General features: G+C 60.7%; 20 protein-coding genes and 1 pseudogene. 11 read left to right on the forward strand and 10 right to left on the reverse strand.

Features of this window, described 5'->3' with window-relative positions; all coding sequences use genetic code 11:
- The 4 genes and pseudogenes from HX899_RS35235 to lptC all read right to left on the reverse strand — a co-directional run.
- A pseudogene (locus HX899_RS35235) lies at positions 1–222 on the reverse strand (RNA polymerase sigma-54 factor); the annotation flags it as partial.
- 173 nt (positions 223–395) lie between these two features.
- The gene (gene lptB / locus HX899_RS24835) at positions 396–1,172 is read right to left on the reverse strand and encodes an LPS export ABC transporter ATP-binding protein (RefSeq protein ID WP_003556077.1); all 777 of its coding nucleotides are present in this window, start codon (positions 1,170–1,172) and stop codon (positions 396–398) included.
- Between the two features lie 40 nt (positions 1,173–1,212).
- Positions 1,213–1,863, reverse strand: a complete 651-nt coding sequence (locus tag HX899_RS24840) for an LptA/OstA family protein (RefSeq protein WP_181293652.1) — start codon at positions 1,861–1,863, stop codon at positions 1,213–1,215.
- A gap of 15 nt (positions 1,864–1,878) precedes the next feature.
- Positions 1,879–2,544, reverse strand: a complete 666-nt coding sequence (lptC, locus tag HX899_RS24845; RefSeq protein WP_012755803.1) for an LPS export ABC transporter periplasmic protein LptC — start codon at positions 2,542–2,544, stop codon at positions 1,879–1,881.
- A 225-nt stretch (positions 2,545–2,769) separates the two neighbouring features.
- Between lptC and sppA the strand changes: the two genes are divergently transcribed.
- From sppA to HX899_RS24860, 3 genes are all read left to right on the forward strand, one after another.
- Positions 2,770–3,720 carry a signal peptide peptidase SppA gene (sppA, locus tag HX899_RS24850; RefSeq protein ID WP_181293653.1) on the forward strand — a complete coding sequence of 317 codons (951 nt, stop codon included), beginning with the start codon at positions 2,770–2,772 and terminating at the stop codon, positions 3,718–3,720.
- 29 nt (positions 3,721–3,749) lie between these two features.
- Entirely contained in the window at positions 3,750–4,049 is a 300-nt protein-coding gene (locus tag HX899_RS24855; RefSeq protein ID WP_062943815.1) for an integration host factor subunit beta, read from the forward strand.
- 160 nt (positions 4,050–4,209) lie between these two features.
- Positions 4,210–4,542, forward strand: a complete 333-nt coding sequence (locus tag HX899_RS24860) for a LapA family protein (protein ID WP_181293654.1) — start codon at positions 4,210–4,212, stop codon at positions 4,540–4,542.
- A 38-nt stretch (positions 4,543–4,580) separates the two neighbouring features.
- On the opposite strand, the gene HX899_RS24865 is transcribed toward HX899_RS24860, so the two are convergent.
- Both HX899_RS24865 and HX899_RS24870 read right to left on the reverse strand, forming a co-directional pair.
- Positions 4,581–5,015, reverse strand: a complete 435-nt coding sequence (locus tag HX899_RS24865) for a GNAT family N-acetyltransferase (protein ID WP_181293655.1) — start codon at positions 5,013–5,015, stop codon at positions 4,581–4,583.
- Between the two features lie 36 nt (positions 5,016–5,051).
- On the reverse strand, positions 5,052–5,507 hold the full coding sequence (locus HX899_RS24870) for a carbon monoxide dehydrogenase subunit G (RefSeq protein ID WP_181293656.1): 456 nt from the start codon (positions 5,505–5,507) through the stop codon (positions 5,052–5,054).
- A 123-nt stretch (positions 5,508–5,630) separates the two neighbouring features.
- On the opposite strand from HX899_RS24870, the gene HX899_RS24875 reads away from it, so the two are divergent.
- The 6 genes from HX899_RS24875 (at position 5,631) to HX899_RS24900 (ending at position 12,186) form a co-directional block, all read left to right on the forward strand.
- Positions 5,631–6,221 (forward strand): NUDIX hydrolase, encoded by a 591-nt coding sequence (locus tag HX899_RS24875; RefSeq protein WP_181293657.1) that lies wholly within the window; start codon positions 5,631–5,633, stop codon positions 6,219–6,221.
- A 185-nt stretch (positions 6,222–6,406) separates the two neighbouring features.
- Positions 6,407–7,504: a class I SAM-dependent methyltransferase gene (locus HX899_RS24880; protein ID WP_181293658.1), complete on the forward strand. Its 1,098-nt coding sequence runs from the start codon at positions 6,407–6,409 to the stop codon at positions 7,502–7,504.
- Positions 7,501–8,361, forward strand: coding sequence for an RNA methyltransferase (locus HX899_RS24885; protein WP_181293659.1), 861 nt, complete (start codon positions 7,501–7,503; stop codon positions 8,359–8,361). Before HX899_RS24880 ends, HX899_RS24885 begins: the two co-directional genes overlap by 4 nt.
- The gene (gene lspA, locus HX899_RS24890) at positions 8,358–8,861 is read left to right on the forward strand and encodes a signal peptidase II (protein WP_181293660.1); all 504 of its coding nucleotides are present in this window, start codon (positions 8,358–8,360) and stop codon (positions 8,859–8,861) included. The genes HX899_RS24885 and lspA overlap by 4 nt, the downstream gene beginning before the upstream one ends.
- Before the next feature lie 55 nt (positions 8,862–8,916).
- Positions 8,917–11,199 (forward strand): ATP-binding protein, encoded by a 2,283-nt coding sequence (locus HX899_RS24895; protein WP_181293661.1) that lies wholly within the window; start codon positions 8,917–8,919, stop codon positions 11,197–11,199.
- A 108-nt stretch (positions 11,200–11,307) separates the two neighbouring features.
- Positions 11,308–12,186, forward strand: coding sequence for a GNAT family N-acetyltransferase (locus HX899_RS24900; RefSeq protein WP_017958720.1), 879 nt, complete (start codon positions 11,308–11,310; stop codon positions 12,184–12,186).
- Between the two features lie 65 nt (positions 12,187–12,251).
- Here the strand turns inward: HX899_RS24900 and HX899_RS24905 are convergent, their stop codons facing one another.
- From HX899_RS24905 to HX899_RS24915, 3 genes are all read right to left on the reverse strand, one after another.
- Positions 12,252–13,241, reverse strand: a complete 990-nt coding sequence (locus HX899_RS24905; protein ID WP_181293662.1) for an AraC family transcriptional regulator — start codon at positions 13,239–13,241, stop codon at positions 12,252–12,254.
- 233 nt (positions 13,242–13,474) lie between these two features.
- Complete coding sequence (locus HX899_RS24910; RefSeq protein ID WP_181293663.1) at positions 13,475–13,864, reverse strand: type II toxin-antitoxin system VapC family toxin; 390 nt, start codon at positions 13,862–13,864, stop codon at positions 13,475–13,477.
- Complete coding sequence (locus tag HX899_RS24915; protein ID WP_062943825.1) at positions 13,861–14,103, reverse strand: type II toxin-antitoxin system Phd/YefM family antitoxin; 243 nt, start codon at positions 14,101–14,103, stop codon at positions 13,861–13,863. The genes HX899_RS24910 and HX899_RS24915 overlap by 4 nt, the downstream gene beginning before the upstream one ends.
- A gap of 436 nt (positions 14,104–14,539) precedes the next feature.
- Between HX899_RS24915 and HX899_RS24920 the strand changes: the two genes are divergently transcribed.
- Positions 14,540–15,292: a hypothetical protein gene (locus tag HX899_RS24920; protein WP_181293664.1), complete on the forward strand. Its 753-nt coding sequence runs from the start codon at positions 14,540–14,542 to the stop codon at positions 15,290–15,292.
- A gap of 122 nt (positions 15,293–15,414) precedes the next feature.
- Complete coding sequence (locus tag HX899_RS24925) at positions 15,415–16,101, forward strand: 7-cyano-7-deazaguanine synthase (protein ID WP_181293665.1); 687 nt, start codon at positions 15,415–15,417, stop codon at positions 16,099–16,101.
- A 199-nt stretch (positions 16,102–16,300) separates the two neighbouring features.
- Here HX899_RS24925 and HX899_RS24930 read toward each other — a convergent pair whose 3' ends face one another.
- Positions 16,301–18,583, reverse strand: coding sequence for an NADP-dependent malic enzyme (locus HX899_RS24930; RefSeq protein ID WP_181293666.1), 2,283 nt, complete (start codon positions 18,581–18,583; stop codon positions 16,301–16,303).
- Between the last annotated feature and the right edge of the window lie 91 nt (positions 18,584–18,674).

Below are 18,674 nucleotides of genomic sequence, written 5' to 3' on the forward strand. Positions count from 1 at the left end.
GGGCTGATGAGCATACTCTCCATCTTCGGCATCGCCGCGTTCGCCGCCCGCCTCACCGTCATTCGACGGAAATTCGAGCAGCGGGTTCTTCTCCACTTCCAGGGCGATGAACTGGTTGAGTTCGAAATGAGTCATCTGCAGCAACTGGATGGATTGCATCAGTTGCGGTGTCATCACCAGGGACTGGGTCTGGCGCAGGAAAAGATTGGCGGACAGTGCCATGACGGACGCGAAACTCCCCTCGATTCCTCCGGGAAACCGCGTCCGATCAAGGCTTCAGGCCACGGAAATCCAAGTTGGCCCAAAAATTGCTTTTTTATTGTATTTGGTCAAGCGGAACTATGACGGCACGGTGAATTTCTGCCGATCCGGCCTAAAATCATCCGGATCCGGCGTCAAAGGCTGAAATTGTCGCCGAGGTAGAGCCGGCGCACTTCTGGATTGTTGACGATGTCGTTCGCCCGGCCATGGGTTAGCACCTCACCGGCATGGATGATGTAGGCGCGGTCGATAAGGCCCAGCGTCTCGCGCACATTGTGGTCGGTGATAAGAACGCCGATGCCGCGTGCCGTCAGGTGGTGAACGAGATTCTGGATGTCGGCGACCGAGATCGGGTCGACGCCGGCGAAGGGCTCGTCGAGCAGCATGAAGGTCGGGTCGGTCGCAAGCGCACGCGCGATTTCGAGGCGGCGGCGCTCACCGCCGGACAGGGCGACGGCGGCACTTTTGCGCAGCTTCTGGATATGGAATTCCTCCAGCAGCTCGTTCAGCTTCTGCTCGCGCTCGGCCTTGTCCTTCACATGCACTTCGAGGACGGCGCGGATATTCTCTTCCACCGTCAACCCCCGGAAGATCGAAGCTTCCTGCGGCAGGTAACCGACGCCGAGGCGCGAGCGGCGGTACATCGGCATGGTCGTGACATCGTTGCCGTCGATCTCGATCGTACCTTCATCGACCGGCACGAGGCCGGTGATCATGTAAAAACAGGTGGTCTTGCCGGCGCCGTTCGGGCCGAGCAGGCCGACGGCCTCGCCACGGCGCACCACCAGCGAGACGCCGTTGACGACGCGCCGCGTCGCATAGGTCTTCGTCAGACCGCGAGCGATAAGCGTTCCCTGATAGCGGCTCTTGTCGGCGGCGCCCGCAGCTTGTGGCCCGGGCTTGCCGAACATGGTGGATAGCGATGTTAATTTCACGTGGGAGGCCGGCTTCTCAGTTCTGCTTCTGCTGCGGTGTATTCGGCTTCGACTTCGGATCGAGCTGAATCTGGACACGCCCGCCGCAGCTTTCAAGCTCCGCCTGGCCGGTCTGCATGTGAACCGTCAGCTTGCAGCCGGTAAAAACGTTCGGCCCGTCCGACAGAATAACTTTATTCCCCTCATCCGCGGTGAGGATGAATGTCTGTGAGGCCATGTCGAAATTGCCATCATCGGCGGTTGCCGTCTGCGTGCCCGAGGTCAAAAAGACCTTGTCCGTCACCAGGATCTTGTCGATATCGGCACTCCCCGATGCAAGCGAGGCCGACTGCTCCGGCTGCGCTGCGGGTTGGGCCGCCGGTTGCGTCCCGTCAGCCGCCGGCTTCGCCGCCTTGTCTTTGTAATAGACGGTCATCTTGCCGGACTGCATCGTCGTCGTCCCCTGGACGACCTTGACGTTGCCGGTGAAGAGCGCGGTGTGTTCCTGGTCGTGGATCTCCAGCTTGTCGCTTTCGATCTGGATCGGCTGGTCGTTGGACAGCTTCATGCCCGGCATCGTGGCCGTCGCCTGCGCGCCGGCGCCCGTGGCCGTCAGAATAAGGGCAAATGCACCGGCAATGAATGCCATGCCTGTCTTGCAAGTGGAAATGCGACAATCTTTTGTCATGGATGACCCGGCTGGTTAAGTGCCCTGTTTATGGATGGTGGATGGATCGACATTCATGCGAACATTCCCCTCGAATGTGATCACCCGCCCCTTATCGGTTATCTGAAGCGTCTTCGCAACAATGGAGGCATTGTCCTTGGTGATGGTGACGGGGTCGTCGCTGCGCATGTTTCCGCCCTTGATGTCGAGCTGCGCTGACTGGAAATTCGCATTGAGGCCGCTGCTCAGCACCAGGGTGAAGGGGGCCGTCATATGCAGGTTGTCGGTAGCGCGGTTGTAATCGGCGGTCGAGGCGACGACGCGGGCGATCAGACCGTCATTCATCGGCACGGCGGCCTTGATGGTCTCGAGGGTGATGAGATCGGGATTGCGGATATCCTGCAGCGCCCTTTCGGCCAGCATCGAATAATTGATGCCGTCGGAATTGCGACCTGATATCGCCGGCTTTTCCATCACGACCTTGCCATTCTCGATCTTGGCGCCTTCCATCTTGATGTTCTCGGGCAGATAGATGCTGACCAACGCCACCGCGGTAAGGCTCGCTGCGACGATGAGGGCCGCCACCGGCAGCAATATCTTCAACCGCCGCACGCGGGCGGAATGGAACAACGCATCGCCATAGGCATTCTTGCCGGACCCTGAATAGGCGGCATGTCCGTTGTTCTTCAGGGTATCGAGCATAGGCCTCGTCCATGTGCGGTGATCGCCGCGCCTTCATAACAAAGCCGGCCGCCAATCACAGTTCGTTTCGCATTATTACATTGGCTTGCCAATATGGAATTTTTTCTGCAACAAGCAACAAAACGGAAAAACATTGAAAAGTGGCATTCGTACGGGCCGCTGCCACCCTATTTCACCGGATCGATCGGCGGCATGCCGAAGCCGGTGCCAGCGCTGGAGGTTTCTATGGACAGTTCGATCATCGCGGATCGCCGGCGGCTGCGCCGCAAGCTGGGCTTCTGGCGCCTCATCGCGGTGGCCCTCATCGTGGCACTTGGTTTCGCCTTCTACCGCTTTGCTCTCGGCGATGCCGGGACGCAGCGCCCGCACATCGCCCATGTGACGATATCCGGGCTGATCGTCGATGACGACGAGCTTCTCGAGCGGTTGAAGAAGGTCGAGACCAGCGACCAGGTGAAGGCAGCGGTGATTTCGATCTCCTCTCCCGGCGGCACGACCTATGGCGGCGAAAAAGTCTTCAAGGCGATCCGTGCGATATCTGCCAAGAAGCCTGTCGTCTCCGACGTGCGCACGCTTGCCGCCTCCGCCGGCTACATGATCGCCACCGCCGGCGATACGATTATTGCCGGCGACAGCTCGATCACCGGTTCGATCGGCGTCATCTTTCAGTATCCGCAGATCCAGCCGCTGCTCGACAAAATCGGCGTCTCGCTGCAGGAGATCAAGTCCTCGCCGCTGAAGGCCGAGCCCTCACCCTTCCACGAGGCGAGCGAGGACGCCAAGGCGATGATCCGCAACATGGTGGTCGACAGCTACAACTGGTTCGTCGACCTGGTCGCCGACCGGCGCAAGCTGCCGCGCGACGAGGTGCTGAAACTGGCCGACGGCACGATCTATACCGGCCGCCAGGCGCTGAAGGTGAAACTCGTCGATGCGATCGGCGGCGAGGCCGAGATCCGCGCCTATCTGACGTCACGCGGCGTTAACGCCGATCTGCCGATGGTGGACTGGGACAAGAAGAGCAATACGCCCTTTCTGCTCGCTGGGGCTGTTTCTCGGTTGATTACGATCTTCGGTTATGATGATCTCATGAAAACCCAGGATATCAATGGAATCCTGCCCCCAAAGTTGCTTCTTGACGGGCTGCTTTCAGTTTGGCAGGTTGGCCACGATTGATAAGAAATCAATAATTTAAGGGGGCGAAAGTGATCAAGTCCGAATTGGTGCAGATTGTTGCCGCACGCAACCCGCATCTCTATCATCGCGACGTCGAAAATATCGTCAACGCGGTTCTCGACGAGATCACGGATGCACTGGCTGCGGGTAACCGAGTCGAATTGCGCGGCTTTGGCGCCTTTTCGGTCAAGAACCGCCCTTCGCGCTCCGGCCGCAACCCGCGGACCGGCGATACCGTCTTCGTCGAGGAGAAGTGGGTTCCCTTCTTCAAGACCGGCAAGGAGCTGCGCGAGCGGCTTAATCCCGGCCAGTCCGACGAAGAAGATTGAGCCGCCGCAACCTGCGGCGAAACCGCACTTGAACTCGAGGGCCGTTTTCCTATTCTGGTAACGCATCGTGCTTTCCGCGTCTTACAAAGACGCGCGGCGCTGCAAGCATGAAACGCGCCCTTCAAAAAGACCGGCGCAATCTGCCGCGTGGAGACCTCAAATGGCCAAGAAGATCGTCAACCTGTTGATTCTGCTGCCGCTCGGCGTCATCCTCATCGTCTTCTGCGTCGCCAACCGGCAGAGCGTCACGCTCGCCTTCAATCCGTTCCGGCCAGAGGACCAGGTGCTTGCGGTTTCCGCGCCCTTCTTCGTCTTCCTGATCGTCGCGCTGATCGCGGGCATGCTGATCGGGGCGGCTGCCACCTGGTTCAGCCAGGGCAAACATCGCAAGCGCGCCCGCACCGAGGCCAAGGAAGCCATCCGCTGGCAAAGCGAGGCCGACCGCCACAAGAACCGCGCAGAAGAAATCGCCGGGCAGCTGCCGGCGCGGTAAAACGGGTCAATATTCGATTGGCTCGGGCTCGGCTGCCGTCAAGCCGGAAAAAAGCTCAGTTCCTCATAATCGCCCTCCGGCGAGGTGCCGTTGCCGGTCACCTGGAAACCGTGGGCGAGGTAGAACGCCTTTGCCCGCCGGTTCTTCACCAGGCATTTCAGCCGATACCGGTGTTGCGGCCATTCCGGCAGGGCGTGCAGCAGCGCCGTGCCTGCACCCTGACCTTGGAATTCCGGTTTTAGGTAGAGCATGTGGATGAAGTCGTCCTCCGGCCAAAGCGACAGGAAACCGGCGACGCTGCCGCTTTCATGCGCGCAGACGAAGACCGTCTCGCCATTGGTATGGGCGGCGAAATCCTCGCGATGGAATTTGCCCGGATCGACCCAGACGAATGTTTCGCGGCGCACGGAAAGGTAAATCTCCGCGAGCACGTCCTGATCTTCCGCCCGCGGCGGCCTGATGGTCCACGTCATGACGTCGATTTAAACACCCCCCGGCCCGCGCCAAGCCTAACCGGCCGCCATCCTCGCGACGACGGCGGCATTGAAATCCGAAAAGAACCCTTCGGCGAGCTTTTGCGAGGTCGAATCGAGCAGGCGGGCGCCGAGCTGGGCGAGCCTGCCGCCGAGTTCGGCCTTCGACCGGTAGTGCAGGATCGTCTCGGCGCCCCTTTCCTCAAGCACGATGTCGGCGCTGCCCCTGGCGAAGCCGGCAAGGCCGCCCTTGCCTTCAGCCGACAGCGTGTAACTCTTCGGTGCGTCGACATTGGAAAGCGTCAGCAGCCCGTGGAAGGTGGCAGACAGCAGGCTGAACCTGACCTTGATCGTCGCCTCGAAGACATCAGGCGACAGCCGCTCGATGCTCTGGCAGCCCGGAATGCAGCCGCGCATGATCTCGGGATCGTTGAGTGCTGCCCAGACGACGTCCCGCGGCGCGGCGATGCGTTCTTCGCCGGTGAAATCCATTCGATGGCCCCAACTTCGATTCGCTCATCTTATCCCAGCGGGAAAGCGCTTTGCCAAGGCGGCACGGAATGTTATCTGCCGGGTTGCGATCCGACATACATCTGACACATGAGGGATGGGCCGATGAACGACGAACTGAAGCCCTGGAGCGTGACGGCAAGCCGCATCACCTATGAGGATCGCTGGATCCGGGTCCGGAGCGACGATTGCATCACCGCCGATGGAACCGTCGTCGCACCCTTCCACGTGCTCGATTATCCCGACTGGATCAACGTCATCCCCTTGATGCCTGACGGGCGCGTGCTGCTGACACGGGAATATCGGCATGGCCGCGGCGAGATCGTGCTCGGTCTGGTCGCCGGCAGCCTCGAACCCGGCGACAGCAAGACCGGCGATGCGGCGATGGCGGCGGCCCAGCGCGAACTCCGGGAAGAGACCGGCTATGAAGCCTCGACCTTCGTCAAGCTGCTCACCTCCTATCCGAATGCCGCCAGCCAGAGCAATATGGTGACGAGCTGGCTGGCGCTTGGCCTGAACCGGGCCGGCGAACCGTCTTTCGACCCCGGCGAGAAGGTCGAGCTGCTGTTTGCGGATCTTGCTGCCATCCTCGGCGAGCTGCAGTCCGGCGCCGTCATCATGCAGTCTATGCATGTCGCAGCCCTCTATGCGGCGGAAAGCTGGCTTCGCAAACAGGCCTCCGAGGGCTTGAAGTAGGCGCCGCGCCGGGAAAACCCTCCCCTTGCCCAGGCTTGGCCGGCAGCGCAGTTGATCCGCCCCGCTTTTCTGCGCTACTGCATATTCAAAGTGCCGCAGTGTGCTTTGCGCGTTTCAAAAGACGCGTGGGCCTGCAGCCGACGCAAAGCCGATAAGACACCCCGACAGAGACGCGGAAGAGCACGTTGAAACAGAGAGAAGGCCGGCCGGGCCAGAAGAAAACATCAGGTCCTTCCGGTGAAAGCCGCAGGGACGATCGGGCAGGCCGGCCGCCGAAGCCGGTCGCGCGGCCCGCGGCAACCCGTGAGGCAGTGCGCGAGGCTGCCGTGCCTGCCGCCGTCGTGCGTCCTCTGATGACACGCAGCGGCGAGCGTCCGACCGAGCGCGTGCCCGTCATCCTCGAATCGGTTGGCGCCGGTGACTTCCATCTGATCGACAGCGGCAACGGCGAAAAGCTCGAGCAATACGGCCCTTATCGCATCATCCGCCCGGAAGCCCAGGCGCTGTGGCGGCCTTCTCTGCCCGCCCATATCTGGGAAAAGGTCGATGCTGCCTTCACCGGCGACACCGACGAGGAAGGCACCGGCCGCTGGCGTTTCCCGAAGGAGGCGCTCGGCGAGACCTGGCCGCTCAACCTGCTCGGCGTCGATTTCCTTGGCCGCTTCACCTCCTTCCGCCATGTCGGCGTCTTCCCCGAGCAGATCGTCCACTGGAGCTGGATGAAAGAGCAGGTCGAAAAGGCCGGCCGGCCGCTGAAAGTGCTGAACCTCTTCGGTTATACCGGCGTCGCTTCGCTGGTTGCCGCCGCAGCCGGCGCCGAGGTCACCCATGTCGATGCCTCGAAGAAGGCGATCGGCTGGGCGCGGGAAAACCAGGCGCTCGGGCGCATGGAGAAGCTGCCGATCCGCTGGATCTGCGAGGATGCGATGAAATTCATCCTGCGCGAGGAACGCCGCGGCAGCCAGTACGATATCATCCTTACAGATCCGCCGAAATTCGGCCGTGGCCCCAATGGCGAAGTCTGGCATCTCTTCGAGCATCTGCCCCTGATGCTCGATGTCTGCCGCGAGATCCTGTCGCCGAAGGCAGTGGGCCTGGTGCTGACGGCCTATTCGATCCGCGCCAGCTTCTATTCGATCCACGAATTGATGCGCGAGACGATGCGGGGCGCCGGCGGCGTGGTCGAATCCGGCGAGCTGGTGATTCGCGAAGCCGGCACCGACGGCAAGACGCAGGGCCGCGCGCTTTCCACCTCCCTCTTTTCCCGCTGGGTGCCGAAATGAGCAAGGACTTCCACGATCAGGGACCGCGCAGGGTCGGACAGGTGAAGGAAGTCACTTCGCTCGCCAATCCGATCATCAAGGACATCAAGGCGCTGACGAACAAGAAGTCGCGCGAGGAAAGCGGGACGTTCCTCGCCGAAGGACTGAAGCTCGTCATCGACGCGATCGAACTCGGCTGGGCAATCCGCACGCTGGTCTATGCCAAGGCTGCCAAGGGCAAGCCGCTTGTCGAGCAGATGGCGGCAAGGACCGTCGCTTCGGGCGGGCTGGTGCTCGAGGTCAGCGAAAAGGTGATCGCCTCGATCACCCGCCGCGACAATCCGCAGATGGTCGTCGGCATCTTCGAGCAGCGCTGGAAGCCGCTCCGGGATATCCGGCCAAGGGATGGCGAGACCTGGGTGGCGCTTGACCGGGTGCGGGACCCCGGCAATCTCGGCACCATCATCCGCACGGCCGATGCCGCTGGGGCTTCCGGCATCATACTTCTCGGCGAGACGACAGATCCCTTCTCGCTCGAAACGGTACGCGCCACCATGGGCTCGGTCTTTGCCGTTCCGGTCGCGCGGGCGACGCCTGAGGAATTCATCGCCTGGCGGAAATCGGCCGGCGTTTCCGTCGTCGCGACGCATCTTGCCGGGGCGGTCGATTACCGGACGATCGACTACCGGAAAAAGCCCGTCGTTCTGTTGATGGGCAACGAACAATCCGGCCTGCCGGAGCAACTCGCCAGGGAGGCCGATGCGCTTGCCCGCATCCCGCAGCAGGGCCGCGCCGATTCCCTGAACCTCGCCGTCGCCACCGCCGTCATGCTTTTCGAGGCACGCCGCCATCTCCTCTCACTTGCCGAGGGCAAATGACCGAACAGACGCATGCACGCCCGGCGCTGTTTTCGCGCCCGGCACCGATCCTCTTCTTCATCGTCGTCGCCGTTCTCATCGACCAGGCCGTCAAGATCGCCGTTGATCATTACCTGCCGCTGCAGGAGGCGGTGCCGGTCATTCCGATGCTGGCGCTCTACCGCACCTACAATCTCGGCGTCGCCTTTTCGATGCTATCAGGCATGGACGGCTGGTTCATCGTCGGCATGCGGCTCGTCATCGTCGCCTTCGTCATCTGGCTGTGGTACCGCACGGCGAAGGATCGCTGGATCGCCCATCTCGGTTATGCGCTGATCATCGCCGGCGCGATCGGCAATCTCGTCGACCGCTTCGCCTATGGGCATGTGATCGATTACATTCTTTTCTACACCGAGAGCTGGTCCTTCGCGGTCTTCAATCTCGCCGACAGTTTCATCACCATCGGGGCCGGCTGCGTCATTCTCGACGAGCTGCTGTTGCCAAAAAAGGCAGGCCGCTAAAATCTTATCGAAATCCTGAAGGCATTCGGAACGGGCCTCATGTTAGCCAGATAGCATGCAGAACCTGGGACAGTTGCAGGAAAGATTGTCCGCCGCCTTCGGTGGACCCGCCGCCAAGCCGCATGAAAAGCGGATGGAGACGGTCTTCTCACGACCGAACGCGGCGGCACCCGGGGGCGCCGATGACCGCCAGGGCGGGCCTGCACCGACACGGCGCCTGCTGTTTTACTGGCTTGGCGGCGCCGGCCTTCTGGCCGCAACGATCCTGATGCTGCTTGCCCATGCCGGCGATCCACTGCTGCTTTCGGGTGGTCTCGTCGTTCTTGGTCTGGCCGTCATCGCCAGTTATGCCCTGCTGATGGTTCGCTCGCGCAAGGCCGGGCAGCGCCCCGGTCAACCCGTGCCGGATTGGAACGCCGGCGCAAAGCTGTTCGCCGACGTGCACGACGTGCTCGGCGACATCACGGTCAGCCGCACCATGGACCGGCGCATCATCTCCGCCAACGACACATTTCGCCGCCTGACCGGGCGGTTGCGTCCGGAAGGACGCAGCTGCGAGGAGATCGGGCTTGCCTTCCGCCCCGGTCCGATACCGCATTGCTACGATGTCGAGATCTCGACACCGGAGGGCCAGCGCATCTTCCTCTGGCGCGATGTCGTCACCCGTGACCCGGCGAACGGCCGTCTGCTGCTGCAGAGCGTTGCCCGCGACGTGACCGACGAGCGGCTCATCGCGCAGGGCCGCGAGGAGGCCCGCCAGAAGGCCGAATATAACAGCGCCGCCAAATCGAGGCTGCTTGCCACCGTCAGCCACGAGGTGCGCACGCCGCTGTCCGGCATCCTCGGCATGACGCATCTGATCGCCGAGACGCGGCTGACGCAGGAACAGCAGAACTATCTCGCGAGCATCCGCCAGTCCGGTCATGCATTGACGCAGCTCGTCGAGGATCTCCTCGATTTCTCCACCATCGAGGTCGGCCGCTTCGCGCTGCATCCGCGCTCGGAATCGCTGCGCAAGCTTCTGGAAAGCGTCGTCGAGATGCTTGCCCACCGGGCGCATGAAAAGGGTATCGAGATCGGCGCCACCGTATCATCCGACGTGCCCGAAAATATGAGCTTCGACCCGGCGCGGCTGCGCCAGGTTCTGTTCAACGTTATTGGCAACGCCGTAAAGTTCACCCAGGTCGGCGGCGTCTTCATCCGCGTGTCGCTTGACGGCGACGACCTCTCGATCACCGTGACCGACAGCGGTCCCGGCATGACGGCGGAGGAGCAGGCGCGCGTCTTCGGCGAGTTCGAGCAGGGCGGGAGCGTTGCCGACAAGAGCAGCGGGACCGGGCTCGGCCTTGCCATCTCCGCCCGCATCATGCGCGAATTCAACGGCGCGCTGACGGTTGCCAGCGAAAAGGGCAGAGGCAGCGAATTCACCATCCGCTTCCCTGTCGATATCACCAGCGAGCGCCCCGACCGGCGAAACACGCTGCTTGCCGGTAACAGCGTCGTGCTGCTGGCGCCGGCAGGTGCGGCGCGCACTGCCATCGCCGAAACGATCACTGCGCTCGGCGGCCTCTGCCATCTCGTCGGCGACGGCGAGACGGCGCGGGCAACACTGCTCGAGCTGGCAAAGGGCGGACGGCGGCCGACCGACATCATCATCGACCATCGCATGTCGGCGGAATTTTCTGCCCATCTTGCCGATCGCACCGAAATCGCCGCACTTGGCCTGCGCAAGGTGCTGCTCGTCAATCCGGAAGAGCGCAGCGCCCATCCGCTCGACCTCTTCGATGCCTGGCTGATCCGGCCGCTGCGTGAACAGTCGCTGATCGACGTGCTGCGCGGGCGCATGCGCGGCATGGAGAAACGCGACGCGCTGAACGACAACCAGCCGGGCTTCGGCCTTTCGGTGGCGGAGACGCTGGTTGCCGCCAGCGGGCTCAGCATCCTGCTCGGCGAAGACGATCCGATCAATGCTATGCTGGTGCGTGTCGTTCTGGAAAAGGGCGGACATAAGGTGCGCCATGTCGAGGATTTCGAGACCCTGCTCGACTACGCGCTCTGCGAGGCGAATGATCGGCCCGATATCATCATCAGCGACCTCTCGATGCCCGGCGGCAACGGCATCGACATGCTGGGACGCCTGCGCGGCCACGAGCGGCGGCTCGATCTCGCCTCGGTGCCGGTGATCGTGCTGACTGCCGACAAGAGCGACGAATCGCGCCGCCAAGTCTTGCTCAACGGCGCCAACCGCGTCATGATAAAGCCGGTCGATCCGGTGCGGCTGCTGACCGAAGTTCAGGCGGTCGCCGCCCTTTCGGCCCGGCGGGCAGAGGCACGGTGAGCGCCTCAGAAACCGGCACGCTTCTTGCGCCTGGAAATTCAAAATGTCACTTTCCTGTCGTAGAGAAGTGTTTTATGGCGTCGATAAGCCGGCAACGGGAGAATCGTCATGTCCGCCATCGACATCCTGAATCGTGACACCACGGCGGAGGCTGCACGGCCCTCGACGGCTGCCGTGCAGAAGGACGGCGATATCCTCGGCCGCATCGGCAATCTGGAGACCCGCCTTGCCCGCACGGCACGCGAGATCGATGCCGCCCAGGCCGTGCGCTACCGCGTCTTCGTCGACGAAATGAAGGCGCAGCTGCCGCTGGACGCCATGCGCCGCCAGCGCGATGTCGACGCCTATGACGCCGTCTGCGATCATCTTCTCGTTCTCGACCGCTCGATCGAGGGCGACCCGGAAGACCAGATCGTCGGCACCTATCGTCTGCTGCGTCAGGATGTCGCTATCGCCAATGGCGGTTTTTACTCGGCTTCCGAATTCGAAATCGAGGGCCTTATCGCCAAACATCCGGACAAGCGCTTCATGGAGCTCGGCCGCTCCTGCGTGCTGCCGGAATACCGCACCAAGCGCACCGTCGAGCTGCTGTGGCAGGGCAACTGGGCCTACGCGCTGAAGCATGGCGTTAGCGCCATGTTCGGCTGCGCCTCTTTCCCCGGCGTCTATCTCGAAAGCCACGCGCTGGCGCTGTCCTTCCTCTACCACAATGTGCTGGCGAAGAACGAATGGGCCGTCGGCGCCCTGCCGCATCTGGCCCGCAACATGGACCTGATGCCGGTCGAGGCCATCAACCCGAAGCGGGCGCTGATGGCCCTGCCGCCGCTGATCAAGGGCTATCTGCGCCTCGGTGCGATGGTCGGCTCCCATGCGGTCGTCGATCATGCCTTCAACACGACCGACGTGCTGATCGTGCTGCCGATCTCCAGCATTTCGGACCGCTATCTGAATTATTACGGCGCCGACGCCGGCCGCTTCGCGAGCTAATTTAGTCTGCGCAGACGATCATCTGCCTGTGAAAAGCCAATTCTAGCCTCTCCGATGGCGTGCCCTTACTGATAGGATCGCCTTCTGGTGTCCGACGGGTTCTCTCCATACGCCGTCCGATAGGTTGCCGCAAAACGGCCAAAGTGAAAGAACCCCCACTTCAAGCAGATGTCCCGCAACGGCTGCCGGTTTGAAGGATCGCGCAGATCCTCCCGGACCGCTTGCAACCGGATCGTCCTGAGGTAGGCAGCTGGTGTGGTTCCCTTGAAGGCCCGAAAACCGACTTCAAGAGCACGAATGGAAATGCCTGCCGCCTCCGCGACACTCTGCATCGTCAACGGCTGTGCGATGTTCGCATGCATAAATTCAATTGCCCGACGGACGTGCCACGGTGCGATCAGATGGATTTTCTTGTCAAGAAGATGCGAGAGCCTATGAGGAACCGAGCGCACCAGCAGATCGGCAAACGCTTGGGTGAGGTTCAACATGGCGATTGGCGAGTGCAATAGGGGCCCATTGTTGCGCATGCCGATGATGATCGTTTGGGCGAGGCTGCCGATCAACTGGCCCGCCGCCGTGGAGAGATCAATGACCGGTGCCAAGTCCATTGCCCCGATCAGGGGGGTCTCCAATACGGCGGCGACGGTCTGAGCTATGATTGTCCAGCTGAGACTCAGTGTGTCCGACCGGTGCGGCGCTGCCCGTACGAAAATCCGTTCCGGCTCAAGATTGTTCGTGAACAACAGCCGCCCAGGTGTCCCCTCGATCACAGTCCGACCAAGCGCTACATCGAGAGCACCCCTGCGTGGAACGATGATTGCCAGAGTTTCCGGCGTTCCATGTGCCGTTCTTGCACTCCAGCCGCCGGAATCCTGGTTGCTGACCAGCGACAGCCTTTCATCACCCCAAAACCCGACCTTCCAGTCGAGTGGCTTCTCTCGACCATCGCGCCATGCGTCGAACGAACCAAACCCCTTGGTCAGAGCCGCGACCATATCGTCGAAAGTTGCTCCCTGAAATCGGGCGGTGAAATTGGGGGATGCATTTTCTGGCATGGGAAACCAAACGGCAGATGAAATATTAAATCTATGCCGCGCGTATAAGCTTATTGAATCAAAAGTATGACTTATCGGATGAACAGCGCCCCTTCAACCATGTCCTCGAAGCTGCCGACCTATCATCCCCCTAAAGCGCGTCGCGATCTTTCAGATTCGCTTGCCACGCTTTAGGTCTTTGGTTTTTCGCATGCCGTGATCGCAAAATCGCTGCGCAGTTTTGCGCGACATGCTTAGCGGAAAAGGCGGATCGGACCGGGATAGAGCGCAACGGTCTCATCCGTCGTCAGCAGCTGAATGCCTTCGACGATCGACTGTGCGACCAGGATCCTGTCGAAGGGGTCGGCGTGGATTGCCGGCAACCGATGCACCGCCAGCGTATGCATGACGGTGATCGGCAATTCGCAATAGTCGTTGTCGATGAGGGCACGGTAGAAGAGCAGCGGATCGAGATTGAAATCGTCGCGGCCGACGGCGTGCTTGGCGCTGAGTTCGCCAAAGCTTGCGGGGCTGAAGAACAGCTGGTTGAGCGGATCGGCGACCAGTTCCTTCGCAGCAGTCGGCAGTTTCGGCGAATCCTCCGCAAGCCAGATCAGCAGCAGCGTGTCGAGAATGAGCTTCATCGCGGCTCTGAAAACCTTGCGACGTCCTGCAGATCCATGCTGTCGAAATCATCCGGCACGGAGATCCGCCCCTTCAGGAAACCGACACGGCGGATCTGCTGCGCACCGCCGGCATCGAGCGGCACCACCTTGACCAGCGGCTTGCCGGCCTTGGCGATCACGAAGACCTCACCGTTCGCGGCGTTTTCGACGAGCCGCGACAGATGAGTCTTTGCCTCATGGATGTTGATGATTCGCATCTCGCTTCGGCATCCATAAACTTAGTTCAATCAACTTAGTTTATGATGACGGATTCGGCAAGGATCGAAAGAGCGGACGAATCAGTTGCAATCCGCAGTCAGCTTCGAAGTCGCGATAGAATTTCGCCGGCGTTCTATTAACGCAGAAATCTTTGCTTCTTGGCACGGGTTGTTGAGGCGGCTTCCTTCGTTTCCCCGATTCATTTTATGCACACGCTATGGAGTTTCCGGAGCACATCAAAGATCAATAGCCCAAGCCGAAGACCGCCATGGTGTCCTTCGTTAATTCGGAATCGCCAGCCCGGAGCATCAACTATGACCGCCCAAAGATTGAGGTTGCCATTTTATCTAAAGTTGTATTTTATACTTATTAGCAACTAATTCTTCTTGTTGAAATCGCAACACGGTCACGAGATTGAAAGAACGGGGACGGCCAATGTCGTTGATTGAGACCAGATTTCGTTCGCTTAAGCGAGCTCAAGCCGAGAGGAAACCACTCGACCAACAGCCGCCACTTCTCCACGGATACATTGGCAGGGCCACCTGTGAACTGCCCGAGGATGGGACAGGAACTCCTCCTTTTGATTTCTTCCAAACGACCTTCGCCGTGCCCCCAGCGCCCCTCAAGAGCGAGGGTCAGACGATTTTTCTTTTCCCCGGCGTGCAACCATCGCGAACGTCAAAGCACATCGCGGTCTTGCAGCCTGTGCTGCAATGGGGGCCGTCGGCGACGGGCGGTTCCAATTCGTGGACGGTACAAACCTATTATGTTCGAGGGACAGCTGAAACCGGCTTGGACGTGGGGGCTTATTCATCACGGCGGGACGTGAACGTAGGTGATCAGTTGAACGCCGTCATCAAGCTTGAGGACGCCAGAGATGTTGGCGGCGTTCGAACATACTTTTATTCAAGCAACCTGCAGGGTATAGACGGCACCTATCTCGGAGTTGACGTACCCGAACCCTTTGTACAGATAGGTTTGGCTATCGAGATTTACGCAGGGGCCTCCTGCAATTCTTTGCCGAATGACAACTCCATAACGCTTCATTCCGTCATAAAATCGGCCGATGTCACGCTTTCCCCGAACTGGCAGATAGTGGCAGAGGCGATGTGCGCGTTCACCGCGACGGCCACCGAGAGAAACGGAGTGCAAGAAGTGGCATTCAATTATGATTTATCCGGCACCTAGACTACAATTACTTTATTTATTGAGTATTTCTCTTGAAAAGAGGCTTATAATTATCAATTTTAATGCCTGCTAAATGAGAATTACAGTAGTTAATTCATGTGCTATTCGACATGGAGGGGAGAATGATAAATCTTGGAAATCAGGATAAGCTCGTAGTTATTTTATCCGGCGGCATCGACTCGTCGGTGTTGCTCTACTCGGCGGTTGACGCTGGTAAGCAAGTCACCCTATTTCATGGTTACTACAACAAGCCAAGTTCACAACACGAGTTGGCTTTTGCGAAATGGGCGAGCCAAATCTTTCACTTGCCGCTAGAAATCGTTGATCTGTCCGGAATTACCTCGATGCAGGTCGGCTATGTGGACCCCATCCAGATCGCGTCAGACGAAGCGGACATGAAGGCGGAGGAGCTCAACAATGAGAACGCGATTTCCGGGTTCCACACCCTGATAAGTGTTGCAGCGTACTTCACACAAATCACGGGAAATGAAGCTTTCGCCCTTGGCTTGATTTCGGAACAAGCCGCGCGGCGTCCAGATTTGAGAAACGCCCTAGATCTTTTCGAACAATTCATTGGCAAGCTTAATCCGCTTGCCCCACCACCCACAATTCTGTCCCCCCTAGTGAACATGCCCAAGAAAGATGTGATTAAGCTCGGGGCGAAACTCGGTGTTCCATTCGATCGAACCTGGAGTTGCTCGGCCGCCATCCAAAGCAGCAAGCACTGTGGTGTTTGCGCCCAATGCACAGAACGAAAGCAGGCTTTCGCCGACGCTGGAGTGGTGGACATCACCGACTACTCTGCCTAGCGATGGCCCCTGCCGTGACCCTCGACTCATCCGACTGCGGTCATTTCCGGAATGCAGGATATGTGTCCGTTAAAACCCGAAACGCTCAAGCGCCAATTTTCGCTTGTTTGAAGCCGGGTAAGAACCATCCATATAATCGAGCCCGGCCGACGCGCTGTCGGCCGGGGCACCGAATGTCCCTATGTGGGCGGGACGCGGTTTACGAGCCGCTATAGGCGGCGATCGCCGCCATGTTGACGATGTCGGAATCCTTGGCGCCCATCGAAGTGATCTGCACCGGCTTGTCGAGGCCGACGAGGATCGGGCCGATCACCGTGGAGCCGCCGAGCTCCTGCAGCATCTTGGTCGAGATCGAGGCCGAGTGGAAAGCCGGCATGACGAGGACGTTGGCCGGGCCGGAGAGGCGGCAGAAGGGATATTGCTCCATCACCTTGCGGTTCAGAGCGACATCGGCCGCCATCTCGCCGTCATATTCGAAATCGACGCGGCGCTTGTCGAGGATCTTTACCGCCTCGCGCACCCGCTCGGAGCGTTCGCCCGAGGGATGGCCGAAGGTGGAATAGGCAAGCATGGCGACACGCGGCGGATAACCCATGCGCCTTGCGAGACCGGCGGCCTCCTCGGCGATGTCGGCAAGCTGCTCGGCCGTCGGCATGTCGTGAACCGCCGTATCGGCAACGAAGACGGTGCGGCCGCGGCAGAGCGCCAGGGACACGCCGATGACGCGGTGGCCCGGCTTCTCGTCGATGCAGCGGCGCACATCGTCGAGCGCCGTCGAATAGTTTCGGGTGATGCCCGTCACCATGCCGTCGGCGTCGCCGAGCGCCACCATGGTGGCAGCGAAGTGGTTGCGGTCGTTGTGGATCAGCCGCTGGGCGTCGCGGTGGAGATAACCGTGCCGCTGCAGCCGGGCATAGAGATAGTCGATATAGGCCTCGACCCGCGTCGAAATACGGGCATTGACGATTTCGAGGCCGGGCCGGTTGAGATCGATGCCGGCGCGTTCGGCCGTCGCCCTGATCAGGTCCTCGCGGCCGAGCAGGATGGCGGTGCCGAGCTGCTGGTTGGCGTAGGACAGTGCGGCGCGCAGGACCTGTTCTTCCTCGGCCTCGGCAAAGACGATCCGCTTCGGATGCCGACGGACACGCTCGTAGAGCCTGGCGAGCGTCGAGGCGATCGGATCGCGGCGCGCCGAAAGCTCGCGGGCATAGCCGGGCATGTCGGTGATGACCTTGCGGGCGACGCCGCTTTCGATCGCGGCCTGCGCGACCGCGACGGGGATCGCCGAGATCAGCCTGGGATCGAAGGGAACGGGGATGATGTATTGCGATCCGAAACGCGGCCGGTTGCCCTGATAGGCGGCGACCACGTCATCCGGCACGTCCTCGCGGGCCAGGTTTGCCAGCGCGTTGACGGCGGCGATTTTCATCGCGTCGTTGATTGTGGAGGCACGGACATCGAGAGCGCCGCGGAAGATATAGGGAAAGCCGAGGACGTTGTTGACCTGGTTCGGATAGTCCGAACGGCCGGTCGCCATGATGGCGTCGTCGCGGATGCGGGCCACTTCTTCCGGCGTGATTTCGGGATCGGGATTGGCCATGGCGAAGATGATCGGCCGCTCCGCCATCGAGCGGATCATCTTGGCCGAAAACGCGCCCTTCTGCGACAGGCCGAAAACGACGTCCGCGCCCTTCATCGCCTCTTCCAGCGTGCGCGTGTCGGTCTTTGCCGCATGCGCCGATTTCCACTGGTTCATGCCCTCGGTGCGGCCCTGGTAGATGACGCCCTTGGTGTCGCAGAGGATGACGTTCTCAGGCGCAAAACCCATCGCCTTGATGAGTTCGACGCAGGCGATCGCCGCAGCACCCGCACCGTTGCAGACGAGCTTCGTCGTTTTCAGGTCGCGGCCGGTCAGCTCCAGCGCATTGATCAGGCCGGCGGCGGCGATGATCGCCGTTCCATGCTGGTCGTCATGGAACACCGGAATGTCCATCAGCTCGCGCAGCCGGCTTTCGATGACGAAACAATCCGGCGCCTTGATATCCTCGAGGTTGATGCCGCCGAAGGAAGGACCAAGGAAGCGTACGCAGTTGATGAACTCGTCGACATTTTCCGTATCGATCTCGAGGTCGATGGAATCGACATCGGCGAAGCGTTTGAACAGCACCGCCTTGCCTTCCATGACGGGCTTGGATGCCAGCGCGCCGAGATTGCCGAGGCCGAGGATTGCCGTGCCGTTGGAAATGACGGCGACCATATTGCCGCGCGCCGTGTAATCATAGGCGGTCTGCGGATCGGCGGCGATTGCCTTCACGGGCACGGCAACGCCCGGTGAATAGGCAAGCGAGAGGTCACGCTGCGTCGCCATCGGCTTGGTCGGGTTGATCTCCAGCTTGCCGGGCCGGCCCATTGCGTGAAAATCGAGCGCCTCCTGGTCGGTAACCGAGGTCACCGGCCGGTCCTTCTTATCGATATCGGGCATAAATCCTCCAACGTCCTGTGGGCGACGCTTTGCTCTTCCTCAAATGCTGTTGTCATCTATAGCGGCGCGCGGATAGGGTTGGCACCTGTTT

Source organism: Rhizobium sp. WYCCWR 11146, assembly GCF_013591995.1.
Lineage (GTDB): Bacteria > Pseudomonadota > Alphaproteobacteria > Rhizobiales > Rhizobiaceae > Rhizobium > Rhizobium indicum.